A 13,440-nucleotide genomic window follows, 5' to 3' on the forward strand; every position below is an offset into this window, starting at 1 on the left:
ACCTTTATGATGGCAGCCTTCAAATCGACAACAACCTGGTAGAAAATGCAATAAGACCGGTGAGCCTGGGCAGGAAAAACTATCTCTTCGCCGGAAGCCACGAAGCAGCGCAAAGATCAGCAATGATCTATTCTTTCTTTGCGATCTGCAAGAAGCATCAGGTGAATCCATACAAGTGGCTTAAATACACACTGGAAAATATAATGTCAATAAACCACAAGAAAATTAAGGACCTGTATCCACAGAACTTTAAAAATATAGGTGGATAATCAAATATGCACTTTATAGGCTGCATACAATTCTTCTTTAACCAAACTCCATAGTAGTTTTCTAACTTCCTTATAATCATTTAAATAATATTTTGCTTCCGAAATATTGTTGCCAACCTTAATTGTAAAAGCATCATCAGGCAGCACCTTAAAAATATCCTCATCAGTATGATCATCGCCAAGGGCTAAAATAAAATCAGGATTTTTATCGTATAACCAGTTTAAGGCAGCTTTTCCTTTATTCACTTCCATATTTTTAAACTCGATTACTTTGTTCCCTGGCATCAGTTGTAAACCTTTATCGGCAGCCAAAATTTTCATGTGACTTACAATTTCATTTGCTCTTAATTCTCCCAAACCTTCTTCCGCCTTGCGATAATGCCAAACTAAAGAATAGCTTTTTTCTTCGATAAAAGATCCTGGAGTTCTATCTGTATAGGTTTCCAGCTGTGATTTTATCTCGTGTTTCCATTGATCGGTAAGTAAGGGCAAGCTATTCCATTTATCTCCATACGATTTTTGCCAAGCGCCATGCTCTGCTATAAGATCTACTTTCAAATGGCCAAACCAACTCTCGAGGGTTTCATTTCTCCTGCCGCTAATAATAACAACTTTGTTTGCCTTATCAAGCACTAGGTTTTCAATTAAATCATATAATTCAGGGTCTGGAGATGCATCGTCAATATTTCCTGTAAAATCTACCAATGTTCCATCATAATCCAAAAACAGGACCCTATCATTGGTTTGTGCATATTTTGTGGCAATAAATTCGTTAATGGAATTTACCGCATGTTTTGTTAATAATGATTTTTGAGAATCTTTCACTTCGTTTAATCTTAAAATAAAATTATTGACCCAATGTTTAACATTGAATTTTTCAATAGTTGCCCGCATGGCTTTCATGCGCTGCTGTTGTTCTTCCAAAGGCATATTCAAGGCTACAACAATTGCCGCCATAATATCGCCCAAGTTGTTTGGGTTTACAATTAGTGCATCAGTAAGTTCTTTTGATGCTCCAGCCATTTCACTAAGAATTAAAACACCATCGTTTTCATTCCTACTGGCCACGTATTCCTTGCTGACCAAATTCATGCCATCACGCATGGGCGTAACTAGGCAAATATCGGCGGATGAATAAAGCGCTGATAAAACTTCAATAGGGAATGAGCGATAAAAATAATTGACAGGAATCCAGTTCATGGAACGATAACGGGCATTCAAATTCCCTACAAATTGGTCAATTTGGTCCCGGAGGTCGCTGTATTGTGGAACGTTGTCTCTCGATGGAACCACAATCATAAAAAGTTCAATTTTACCAATGTATTCCGGATGGATTTGCAAAAGAAGTTCCATTGCTTTTAGTCGTTCTAAAATCCCCTTGCTGTAATCCAATCTATCGATGGAAAGAATGATTTTCATATCCTCTTTACCACCTCTAAAATAGTCAACCTCTTTTTTTACCTCAATGGTTGAGGTGAGACCAGAGAATTTTTCAAAATCAATTCCCATTGGAAATGCCTCAACAACAATTTGACGCTCGTTGCTGGTAAGCACATTTGATGATGAATTTACGGGTAATAAACGCGTAGCCGTGCTGATGAAATGCCGAACATCGTCAAAGGTATGGAAGCCGATTAAATCTGCTCCAATAAGTCCGTTTAGTAGCTCTTCCCTCCAAGGAATTAACCTAAATATTTCGTAAGATGGAAAGGGGATGTGCTGGAAAAATCCAATGGTAGAGTTAGGTAGTTTTTCTCGTAAAATTCCAGGTAAAAGGAGTAGCTGGTAATCTTGAATCCAAATTTTATCGCTTCTGTTGAGCACTTTCATTGCACTTTTGGCAAATTTTTCGTTAACAGATTTGTATGAATCCCAATAACTTTGTTCGTAATGGGCGTAAGTTACGAGATAGTGAAAAACGGGCCATAAAACTTCGTTTGAAAAGCCCTCGTAGTATAAATTGATTTCTTCTTGTGTAAGGAAAACGGGGTAGAGATTGAGTTCTGAAAGTTTCTGAATAACCTCTTCTTGACGATGTTCGGGTACTTCTATTCCTGGCCAACCCACCCAAACGGAGTTTCCATTTTTGTAAACGTCGCCAAGTCCTGTGGCCAATCCACCCTCGCTTGGAATATAGATGTATTCGTTGTTTTCTTCGATAATTTTAACGGGTAGTCTGTTCGATATTATAACTGTCTTCATGCTTGTATTTGATGTATCCACATAAATAAAAGCCATTTAAACAGTTTTTGTTTCGATTTTGTTTCAAAAGAAACATTGAAATGATTTTAAGAAATATTGATTTTAGCTGATTCTTGTGTATTTTTTTTGCTCTATGCCGCAAGGCATCAAACTTTTGACGCATCAAAAGTATGCAAAAATGCTTGTCAATCCAGCTAGGAGCCTCCACACAACCCATGCACATCAACAAAACAAAGGCACTTTGTTTTGTTCGGAAGTTCTAATTGAAAGTTAGTAGGAACATTAACCACAAAACCACTGCGTTTAATGTTTGGGAATGCAAAAGGTACTGGACTGCAACTGTTTTTTTGATTTCCTGGCTCTTGGGATTGACGGCGTTCTTCGCAAAGGTTTGTGAGGTTTTAGAGCCAGTTACTCAACGTTCTAATTGAGGAAAATCGTTAAAATCTGTGTTCATCTGTGAAAATTTGTGGTTAAAAAAATTAGACGTAATTAAACAACAGCGAAAAAGTTGTCTGCTCGTTTGGGGTTGAAATCACTTCAATACTTCCGCGGTGCATTTTCATAATGTTGCGACTAATCGTTAAACCAATGCCCGAACCATTTTTGCGTGTAGTGTAAAACGGAACGAAGATTTTCTCCAAGTCTGTAGGTTCGATTCCTTTTCCGTTATCGGTTACATCGATATAAAGTTTGGTGTTTTCCAGGCGGTAGCTGACTAAAATATGTGGATTTTCATTTTCTTCGACAGAATAAATGCTGTTTGTAATGAGGTTGATAAGTACTTGTTCAACCAGTTTTAAATCGAGCTGAATGGTAATTTTCGACGAAGTTTGTTCTACATCTAACACCACGTTTCTAACTTTGGCGAAAGGTTGCATCAATACTTTAATGTGCTTTAAAATTTCACCAATGGTATGCGATTCAAGGTTTGGCGTTGGTAACTCGGCAATTAATCTATAGTCTTTTACAAAATCTAAAAGTCCTGCAGAACGCCTTTTGATGGTTTGTAAGGCTGTTTTTAAATCTTCCATTTCATCCTGGTCTAGATTTTCCTTATCGGTTACCATGCTGTTTATCGTATCGGATAATGAGCTGATTGGTGTAATAGAATTTAATATCTCATGAGAAATTACCCCGATTAACCTATTCCACGCTTCGGTTTCTTTTTGCTCGATTTCATCCTTTATATTTTGGAAACTAATAATGGTGTAATTTTTTCCATAAAGATTTAAAGGAATCACTTCAGTTGATAATTGAATCAGTTTGTCCTGAATTTTAAGTTCCAAAAAACGTTTTCCTCCAGAAGAAATCTGGTCGACCTCATTAGCAAAATTTGGTAAGTGTTGTTGTAAGCGATGCCAATATTTGTACGCAGGAACACCCAACAAATTCGATGCCGCTTGATTGAAAAAGGCGATTTCCTCATTATCCTGAGCAGTTTTTGTATTGTTGACTACGATTACACCAACAGGAACCTGCTCTAAAATGGTTTTAATTAATTGGAACATCGCTTCTTGTTCCAATCTTATTTGCTTGTGCACCTGAAGAATCTCTCCAAATGATTCATAAAGTTCAGGGAAACTTCCTTTGGTTGCCTTATTCTTAAAATTTAGGGTATGGTCGCGGGTTTTTACTGCCAAAATAAAGCGCTTTATATCCGAACGGATTTCATTGATATAATAGTAAAGTGAAATAATCGAACCCAATAAAATCAAGCTCACACCAATAATAGTGAACCACAGTTGAGTGTTTTTAATGAGGTAAAATAACAGGTAGCCCAGCAAGTTAATGAGGACCAATCGGGATATTAAACGAAAAGTAAAGCGTTTGTAAAACATGTTTTTAAGCTAAAAGACTAAAGGTAAAAGACCAAAGCACAAAGACCAAAGAGAAATACAGCTTTAGTTTTTATGCTTTTCGCTTTCAGCTCAAATCCCGAATTTCTCTATTCTCCTGTATAAAGCTGCCCTGGTTAAACCCAGTTCTGCCGCTGCCTTTGATATATTTCCTTTGTGTTTATCAATGGCTTTTTGCACCATCATTTTCTCCATATCGCCAAGTGCCATTTCATCGGGCATTGTATTGTTTTGGTTAAAGCGCTGCGGACTTAGTTGCAAATCTTCTTCCGTGATTTCATTTCCATCGCTCATGATTACGGCACGTTCTAAAACGTGTTGTAGTTCACGAACATTTCCTGGCCACTTATAATTCAGCAGAACATCTTCAGCTTTATGGCTTAAACTTCGGGTTTCTTTATGATATTTCGAACTGAAAACTTGCATAAAATGATTGGCCAAAAGCAAAATGTCTCTACCACGTTTTCGTAAAGGTGGCAACAGTAATTCAACTGTGTTAATTCGGAAAAGCAAATCTTGTCTGAAAGTATTTTTAGCCACCATTTCGTTTAAAGGCATATTGGTAGCTGTGATTAATCGAACATTTACCTTGCGTTCTTTACTTTCTCCGAGACGGGTAACTGTTCGGTTTTGTAGAACGCTCAATAATTTTGCTTGTAGGGGCAAGGTGAGGTTTCCAATTTCATCTAGAAAGATTGTTCCGCCATCAGCAAGCTCAAAACGGCCAGGTTTATCCTCTTTTGCATCAGTAAAAGCTCCTTTTGCATAACCAAAAAGCTCACTTTCAAAAAGATTTTCATTCAAAGAACCTAAATCGACGTGCATGAAAACCTGATTTTTGCGCTGCGAATTGCCATGAATTTCATAAGCGAAAACCTGCTTTCCTGTTCCGTTTTCTCCTAAAATCAAAACATTAGCGTCGGTTGGGGCGACTTTTAATAATGTATTTTGAAGTTGTTTTATTCCATCAGCCTCGCCAACAATGTGCTCGAAACCACGAGTCATATCTTTATGTAACGAAGTATGTATTTTCTCTAGTTTCTTTACTTTTCTTGTCGATTCGCGAAGTTTTGAAGCTGCGGAAATGGTGGCGAAAAGTTTTTCATTTTCCCAGGGTTTGAGGATAAAATCTGTAGCACCTTTTTTAATGGCTTTAACAGCAAGCTCCACGTTTCCAAAGGCTGTCATGAGGATCACTACATAATCTTTATCTATAGATAAAATATGTTCCAACCAATATAAACCCTCACGACCATCGCTTGCACCTTTTTGGTAATTCATGTCGAGCAGAATGATATCAACTTCGTTTTTGCTCAACAGCACATTAATTTCCTTAGGCGATTTGCAGGTAATCACTTGCTTAACCTGCTGTTTTAAAAACAAGCGGGCACTTAAAAGGATATCGTCATCATCATCGATGATTAAAACTGTGGCGTCTAAACCCCCAGCCCCTAAAGGGGAGTTTTCCTTTCTATCGTTCATAAGCCCCAGCTCCTAAAGGGGAGCTCCCTTTCTATATCCATAATCTAGCGATATTCTCATTTAAATTGTATAGTATTTATTTTGAGTTGTCTTGAATCTGGTCTTTCCATCTCGTCTGTAGCTCCCCGTTTAGGGGGCTGGGGGGTAAATTTACTCAAACTGTCCGCTCCCGCACATAAACTGTTCGAAAATGAACAGCTTAAAATTATAAAAACTTTTAAATGTTTGATTATTAATGTTTTAAATGTGTTTTGTTGGTTTGGCACAAGCTTGGTTAATAGGGAAATCAAACAGTACAACCGAACAATGGACAAAAAGATAGAGAAGAAAAGATTTAGCACCAAAACCTTAATAATGATAGGTGGCGCAATTGCTTTCGTAGCAGTTGTAATTTATGGCTATACCTTATCACTTAAGAAAACATATAGTGCCGATGCCGAAAAATTAACCATTAGCAAAGTAGAATACGGCGATTTTGAAGATGTAGTTCTATTAAATGCAAGCGTTGTTCCCTTAACTTCTGTAATTGTAAGTTCATCAGAGGGTGGAACAGTTGCCGAAATCTTCACTGAAAACGGCGCATCTGTTGTAAAAGGAACGCCATTATTAAGAATCTCCAATTCAAACGCCATGTTGAGTTACACCTCAAGCCAAACGGCGGCAACAGAGCAAATCAATCAGTTACGCAAATCGAGATTGGATTTAGAACAAAATCAAAGGGTTTTAAATCAGGATGTTTTGGATGTCGAAAATAGCCTAAGAACTGCATCCCGTCAGTATCGCTTAGATAGTAATCTATTTAGCAAAAAAGTAATTACGCTACAGGAATTTAATAAATCGAGTCAGGATTACGAATATTACCAAGGTAAACTTAAAATTGTTCGTCAGGCGATTAAACAAGAAAACCAAAGCAGAAAAATGCAGCTTGCACAAATCGATCAATCGATGGGGCAGATGAACGAAAGTTTGGAAATGATACGTAAGAATATCGAAAACATGACCATCAAAGCACCTGTATCAGGCAAGCTTTCATCTTACGACCCTGTAATTGGTAAATCTTACAACTCAAACGAAATGATTGGGAAAATTGATGTGTTACAAGGCTATAAATTGCAGGCTGGAGTTGATGAATATTATATCAATCGCGTAAAAGAGGGGCAAACTTCAACCTGTGAGTTCAATGGAAAAACTTATAATCTAACCGTTAGCAAAGTTATTCCAGAGGTTACGGCAGGTCAGTTTCAGGTTGAAATGGTATTTAAAGGTGCTGCTCCTGATGGTCTGCGTCGCGGTTTATCACTTCAAACCAAACTTACCTTATCTGATAACAGCAAATCTTTACTACTTGCTCAAGGTCAGTTTTTCCAAAGTACGGGCGGTTCGTGGGTATTTGTGGTAAACAATGGTAAAGCAACCAAGAAAAACGTCAAAATTGGAAGAAAAAATTACTTGTATTACGAAATATTGGATGGTTTGCAGAAAGGCGATGAAGTAATCACCTCATCTTACGACCAATTTAACCAATACGACCAAGTGGAGATAAGTAAGTAAAAGCCCCTCCCAACCTCCCCAGAGGGGAGGAGAGCAAGGCGAAAATAATACGAACAAGCTAAAATATTAGCATAAATAAATTTAATAAGCACAATCCCAAAAGCCCTCCCTGCTGGGGAGGGTTGGGTGGGGCCAAATACTTGATACTATAAAGCTATGATTAGAATAGAAAATCTGGAAAAAGTTTACAAAACTGAAGAAGTAGAAACTACTGCGCTAAACGGAATTAATCTTCATGTAAAAGAGGGCGAATTCGTTTCCATCATGGGGCCATCAGGCTGCGGAAAATCTACTTTGTTAAACGTAATGGGTTTATTAGATAAACCTGAAAGTGGCAGTTACAAGTTCATCGATACTGAACTTTTAACCTTAAACGATAGAGAACGCTCTAATTTCCGTAAAAGAAATATGGGATTTGTTTTCCAGAATTTCAACCTAATTGATGAATTAACGGTTTTCGAAAACATCGAATTACCATTAATTTACAACAAAATCCCTACGGCAGAACGTAAGAAACTGGTTAACGAAATCATCGAAAGAATGAATATTGTAAACCGTAGCGGTCACTTTCCGCAACAACTTTCGGGTGGTCAGCAGCAGCGTGTTGCAGTAGCAAGGGCTTTGGTTACCAAACCTAAATTAGTTTTAGCAGATGAGCCGACAGGTAATCTTGATAGTTCACACGGTAACGAAGTAATGGAGTTGCTTTGCGAATTGAACGAAACGGGAACAACCATCGTAATGGTTACGCACTCGAGCCATGATGCAAGTTTCTCAAACAGAATTATCAACCTGAAAGATGGTCATGTGATCTCGGAAAAGATAAATAAAAGTAGGAACGAGGAATTGATTTAGTTCCCCATCCAGCCTCCCCAAAGGGGAGGAGCTACAAACGTATAAATGAAACAGCCCATTTAAAAATTTTAGTTTTAGTTAATGATAGCCTACCGAAATCTTCCTGGATGGGAAGATTTGGTAAAGGCGCTTAAAAAAAACAAAAGACTAAAAGCAGAAAGACCAAAGCGATTTGCCTGGTCTTGATTAAGCACAAAATCACAAAACAGCACTTCCAGCTCCCTCTCTTCAAGGAGAGGACGGGGGGAGAGATTACTAAATACTTGATACTACAGTATGTTCAAATTAAACTTAAAAATCGCGTTGCGAAATCTTTGGAAAAACAAGGGATTCTCTTTGATAAATATTGGAGGATTAGCTATAGGTTTAGCCAGCTGCTTGATTTTGCTAATTTACGTATCATATGAATGGAGTTATGATAAACAATTTGCGAATAATGATAAAACGTATGTAGTTTATCAAAGTGTAGTAGCAAATGGTAAAACATTTAGCTGGTCATGGACACCTAATGTAATGGCTAGAGAAGTGCAAGAAAAAATTCCAGGCGTTAAGTATGCATCACATTCTACTTATCCAAGGGCAAAACTGATTACAGTTGGCGAGAATAAGTTAGGAAGTAAAGCTGTTTTTGCTGACCAAAATTTTATTAAAATCTTAGATTATAAGTTCATTAAAGGAAATTCTCGGCAGGTTTTAAAAGATGTTAATACCATAATCCTTACCAAATCTTTTGCCGAAAAATTATTTGGAAATGAAGACCCCATTAATAAAATAGTAAAATTAGAAAATCAGGATGTTTTAAAAGTTGAAGCCGTTGTGGAGGATGCGCCTGCCAATAGCAGTATAAAATTTGATTGTATAATGCCATGGGCATTGTTTGAAAAAACGGAATCTTGGGCTAAAGAGGGCAATTGGGGTAATAATATGTGTTTAACACTTGTCCAACTCCAAGACAATAAGTTTTTTACGGAGGCCAACGGATTAATGAATGGGATTTACCAACGCAATCAAAAGGATAATACCGCAAAGGCGTTATTGCACCCTTTAACTAAGTGGCATCTATATGCCGATTTTGAAAATGGGAAATCTGTAGGAGGCAAAATAGACCAACTTAAAATTTTCTTGTTATTGGCCTTTTGTATTTTATTAATTGCTTGCGTAAACTTCATGAATTTGTCAACTGCCCGTTCTGAGGGTAGAGCCAAGGAAGTTGGCGTTCGTAAAGCAATCGGCTCAACTCGTAAATCTTTAATTAGTCAGTTTTTTTCAGAATCATTACTCATCACATTTATCTCTACCGTTTTAGCTTTTATTTTAGTTGAAGCGAGCTTGCCATACTTTAATAATTTGTTAAACATCTCTTTGCAAATTGATTATAGCAATGTTAATTTTTGGTTTACGCTTTTAGCGTTAATGATTTTTACAGGTTTTATTGCTGGTAGTTATCCTGCATTATACCTTTCTTCTTTTGACCCGATTAAAGTATTAAAAGGTTTCAAGATTAAAACAGATTCATCAGTTTCTGTAAGGAAAGTACTGGTGGTTGGACAGTTTGTATTTGCAGCTTGCTTAATTGTTTGTACTGCAGTGATTTATCAACAATTAAATTATGTTAAAAACAAACCTATTGGTTATAACCAGGCCAACTTAATACAAATAGCAGTTGATGGCAAAGTGAGGGATAAAGGTAAAATTGAATTATTTAAAACCCAGATGATAAAATCTGGCGCAGCAACAGATGTAACATTCTTTAGTTCGGATGTTACCGAGGGTGGAAATAATACAACCGATGTTCAATGGGATGGTAAAAATCCAAAGGAAATGATTTCATTTAACCATAGAGGAATAGGTTATGATTTTATCAAAACTATGGGTACTGAAATGATCAGTGGGAGGGAATTTTCTCCGAAATTCCCGAATGATACAAGCAATGTATTGCTGAATGAAGCCGCAGTGAAAATGATGCGGTTAAAAAATCCGATAGGCAAAATCATTACTTTTTGGGGTTTCAGGTTAACTGTTGTTGGGATAGTTAAAGATTTTGTGGTAGAAAGTGCCTATCAAAAGGTTGCCCCGATGATTTTTCATTTAGGAACCAACGACAATGCCAATATGATTATCGCCCGTTTAAATCCTAATCAAAATATAAGTTCATCATTAGCTAAAATTGATGAGTTGGTAAAAGGGATAGAGCCTAATTATCCTGTTAACCGAAAATTTGTTAATGAATCTTTCGAAGTAAAATTTCAAGATGAAAAATTGTTAGGCACACTATCTAATTGGTTTGGTGGTTTTGCCATTTTCATTTCCTGCTTAGGTTTATTGGGGTTGGCGCTTTTCATGGCCGAGCAGCGAAAAAAAGAAATCAGCATCCGTAAGGTTTTAGGTGCAAGCACAGCAAATATCCTTACACTTTTAAATAAAGATTTTATAAAATTAGTAGCCATCGCAAATGTAATTGCCTTTCCTTTAGCTTATATCATTATTAATCAATGGCTTTCTGCTTTTGAATATCGAGTAGCGATATCGTTTATCCCATTTCTTTTGGCTGTTGTAATCTCGGTTATAATTGCTGTCTTAACGGTAAGCATACAATCTGTAAAAGTGGCAAAAGCGAATCCAATTGATGCATTGAAATACGAATAAAGAGCCCCACCCAACCTCCCCAGAGGGGAGGAGCTGCAAAGTTTTATACCTTTTGAACCGAACAAGTAATGTTAGTAGAAATGAAATTTTTTAACCACAAACAAAAGTCCTCCCTATTGGGGAGGATTTAGGAGGGGCTTTATGTTCAGACTTAACTTAAAAATCGCATTGCGAAACCTGTGGAGAAACAGAGGTATTACTGCAATTAATGTTGGTGGTTTAGCTATTGCTTTGGCTGCTTTTATTTTAGTGACGATGTATTTTACCTATGAAACGAGTTTTGATAAATCCAATCCGAATTATAAAAATGTTTATGTAGTTGGCGTTTCATATCCTGAATTTAAAACCAATTATATAGCGGCTCCATTTGCGAAAGCGATCAAACAGACATACCCTGAAGTGGAGTCGGTTGGTTTAATAAAAGAAGGTTCTTTTGAGTTAACCATAAAAAATGGGAAGAATACACTTTTTACTAAGAATATATTGGCTGTGGATTATAATGCAGCCAAAATCCTTAACATACAGCCAGAAAATGGACTAACAAAACCATCTGGAGAGGTAGAACGACTTAATTATCTAAGTAAGGAGAGCATGCAGACGCTTTTCCCCGATAAAAAAGATAACAAGCCTGAAATGGTGGGTTATGGAGCAAGCAATTCTGGGATAACTGTTGTTGTAGCTGGCTCGATTAGGAGTAACGAGCACTCAAACTTTGTTTTTGATGGGATTTCTTTGGCTGCAGAACTTGGCGAGCATGATAATTATGATATGAACGATTATTCTATCTTTCTTAAGCTGAAACCCAACGTGAATGTAGCCAATCTTGAAAAGAAGATTACGGATTTATACAGGTATGAATTATTAAAGAATAACACCAGTAAAAAATCAACAGCTGAATTAAAAGCCATTTCTACTTTTTTGGATCCACTATCAAATTTGCATTTGCGGCCGAAAGCGGGGAATGATATGCCTTATAAAACCTTGATAGCACTTTCCGTCCTTGGGTTTTTGATTCTGGTTATCGCTTGTATTAATTTTACTAATTTAAGTATTGCGCAAGCCGCTAACAGAGCAAAAGAAGTAGGTGTTAAAAAAGTAATGGGCGCTTATCGTTCACAACTTACGCTTCAATTTCTTACTGAAATATTTATACAATGTTTTGTAGCTACAATTTTGGCTTTGATTTTGGCAGAATTAGTATTACCATACTTTAATAATCTTTTTCAAGTTGGCTTGTCTATTTGGCAAGTTGATAGCGATTTGATTTGGCAACTCCCATTAATTCTATCTCTTATCACCTTAATAGCAGGTATTTACCCAGCAATGGTTTTATCTGGCTTTAAACCAGCGCTGGTATTAAAAGGAAATTTTTCTACCAGCAAACAAAATTCTTGGTTGCGAAATGGCTTATTGGTTTTTCAGTTCTGTATTGCAGTTGTTTTTATTATTGGTCTGTTGATTATCAACTCACAACTAAAATACATGCGAAGCCAGGATGTTGGTTTTAATTCAAGTCAAGTAGTTTACATAAAAAATCTAACCCTTTTTAACAATCCTGTAAAATTTGGTTCGGTAAGTTTTAATCCTGTGAGAGATCGGTTACTTAAAATTCCAGGTATAAAATCTGCTACCGTTGCTAGTTTCATTCCTGGAGGTCAAAATGGAATAAATAGTTATGAAGTAAATGCTTCTAAAGCAAATATTGATTTCGTAAATGTTGATTTCGATTATTTTGAAACGCTCGATATCAAACTAAAAGAGGGGCGTTTTTTTTTAAATACATTTAAAACTGACACCATTAACTCTGCTATAATAAATGAAAGTGCAGTAGCAAAATATAGCATAAAAAATCCCGTAGGACAAACCATTAGGGGATGCGGTATCGATTATAAAATAGTTGGTGTGATTAAGGATTTTAAAACTCAAGGCTTCGAAAGTATTGTACAACCAACTATTTACACGATTAAGGATCCTTGTGGAAGTTATAAAACGCAAATTTTGCTGAAAATTGAGGAGAACAAAATGGCTGACGCTTTGGCAGCTTTGAAAGCGCAATGGCCTCAAATCAATCCAAAAGATGGCGAAGATTTCAGGTATGAGTTTTTAGACGAACTTTATGGAAAACTCTTTAAAAAACAAGAACAGCTGCAGTCGGTATTTTTCGCTGCGGCTTTGCTAACAATTTTCATTGCTATTTTAGGTCTTTTTGCCTTTGCAAAATACATCACCAACGGCAGGATTAAAGAAATCGCCGTTCGCAAGATTTTGGGTGCAAGTGATGTTCAAATCTTTAAGCTGATAAACAGTTCATTTTTTATTATGGTGCTTATCGCTAACGTGATTTCATGGCCAATAGCTTACATCTTAACAAAAAAATGGCTCGAAACCTTTGCCTATAGAATTGATTTGCCTGCTATGCCTTTTGTGAGCAGTGCTTTAATCACCATTTTATTAACGGTAATCACTGTTAGTATCCAGGCGAAAAAAGCTGTAAAAGCGAACCCTGTTGATGCTTTGAAATACGAATAAAAGAAGCCCCATCCAGCCTCCCAGAGGGGAGGAGCTGCAGAGTTTTA

The 13,440-nt window shown here is 36.8% G+C and carries 8 protein-coding genes; 5 read left to right on the forward strand and 3 right to left on the reverse strand.

Annotated elements, in window-relative coordinates; translation table 11 throughout:
• Positions 1–269 (forward strand): IS66 family transposase (locus tag EZ449_RS21115; protein WP_131561350.1); only part of this gene is annotated, 269 nt, incomplete at its 5' end.
• Here EZ449_RS21115 and EZ449_RS21120 read toward each other — a convergent pair.
• The 3 genes from EZ449_RS21120 to EZ449_RS21130 all read right to left on the reverse strand — a co-directional run bounded on the left by EZ449_RS21120 (position 270) and on the right by EZ449_RS21130 (position 5,812).
• Positions 270–2,471: a bifunctional alpha,alpha-trehalose-phosphate synthase (UDP-forming)/trehalose-phosphatase gene (locus EZ449_RS21120; RefSeq protein WP_225872398.1), complete on the reverse strand. Its 2,202-nt coding sequence runs from the start codon at positions 2,469–2,471 to the stop codon at positions 270–272. It abuts the gene before it with no gap.
• 482 nt (positions 2,472–2,953) lie between these two features.
• Positions 2,954–4,312, reverse strand: coding sequence for a sensor histidine kinase (locus EZ449_RS21125; protein WP_131562672.1), 1,359 nt, complete (start codon positions 4,310–4,312; stop codon positions 2,954–2,956).
• Between the two features lie 90 nt (positions 4,313–4,402).
• The gene (locus EZ449_RS21130) at positions 4,403–5,812 is read right to left on the reverse strand and encodes a sigma-54-dependent transcriptional regulator (protein WP_131562674.1); all 1,410 of its coding nucleotides are present in this window, start codon (positions 5,810–5,812) and stop codon (positions 4,403–4,405) included.
• Between the two features lie 306 nt (positions 5,813–6,118).
• Here EZ449_RS21130 and EZ449_RS21135 point away from each other — a divergent pair, with 306 nt between their 5' ends.
• From EZ449_RS21135 to EZ449_RS21150, 4 genes are all read left to right on the forward strand, one after another.
• Entirely contained in the window at positions 6,119–7,363 is a 1,245-nt protein-coding gene (locus EZ449_RS21135) for an efflux RND transporter periplasmic adaptor subunit (protein WP_131562675.1), read from the forward strand.
• Between the two features lie 156 nt (positions 7,364–7,519).
• On the forward strand, positions 7,520–8,218 hold the full coding sequence (locus EZ449_RS21140; RefSeq protein WP_131562677.1) for an ABC transporter ATP-binding protein: 699 nt from the start codon (positions 7,520–7,522) through the stop codon (positions 8,216–8,218).
• Positions 8,219–8,494: 276 nt separating this feature from the next.
• Positions 8,495–10,864 (forward strand): FtsX-like permease family protein, encoded by a 2,370-nt coding sequence (locus EZ449_RS21145; RefSeq protein ID WP_131562679.1) that lies wholly within the window; start codon positions 8,495–8,497, stop codon positions 10,862–10,864.
• 141 nt (positions 10,865–11,005) lie between these two features.
• Complete coding sequence (locus tag EZ449_RS21150) at positions 11,006–13,393, forward strand: ABC transporter permease (RefSeq protein ID WP_131562681.1); 2,388 nt, start codon at positions 11,006–11,008, stop codon at positions 13,391–13,393.
• The last annotated feature ends 47 nt before the right edge of the window (positions 13,394–13,440 follow it).

Source organism: Pedobacter frigidisoli (assembly GCF_004331675.1).
Lineage (GTDB): Bacteria > Bacteroidota > Bacteroidia > Sphingobacteriales > Sphingobacteriaceae > Pedobacter > Pedobacter frigidisoli.

What these genes read in the sequence shown, in the direction of transcription:
- EZ449_RS21120 (WP_225872398.1), bottom strand. Translation starts at nt 2,471, where the DNA reads ATGAAGACAGTTATAATATCGAACAGACTACCCGTTAAAATTATCGAA.
- EZ449_RS21125 (WP_131562672.1), bottom strand. Translation starts at nt 4,312, where the DNA reads ATGTTTTACAAACGCTTTACTTTTCGTTTAATATCCCGATTGGTCCTC.
- EZ449_RS21130 (WP_131562674.1), bottom strand. Translation starts at nt 5,812, where the DNA reads ATGAACGATAGAAAGGAAAACTCCCCTTTAGGGGCTGGGGGTTTAGAC.
- EZ449_RS21135 (WP_131562675.1), top strand. Translation starts at nt 6,119, where the DNA reads ATGGACAAAAAGATAGAGAAGAAAAGATTTAGCACCAAAACCTTAATA.
- EZ449_RS21140 (WP_131562677.1), top strand. Translation starts at nt 7,520, where the DNA reads ATGATTAGAATAGAAAATCTGGAAAAAGTTTACAAAACTGAAGAAGTA.
- EZ449_RS21145 (WP_131562679.1), top strand. Translation starts at nt 8,495, where the DNA reads ATGTTCAAATTAAACTTAAAAATCGCGTTGCGAAATCTTTGGAAAAAC.
- EZ449_RS21150 (WP_131562681.1), top strand. Translation starts at nt 11,006, where the DNA reads ATGTTCAGACTTAACTTAAAAATCGCATTGCGAAACCTGTGGAGAAAC.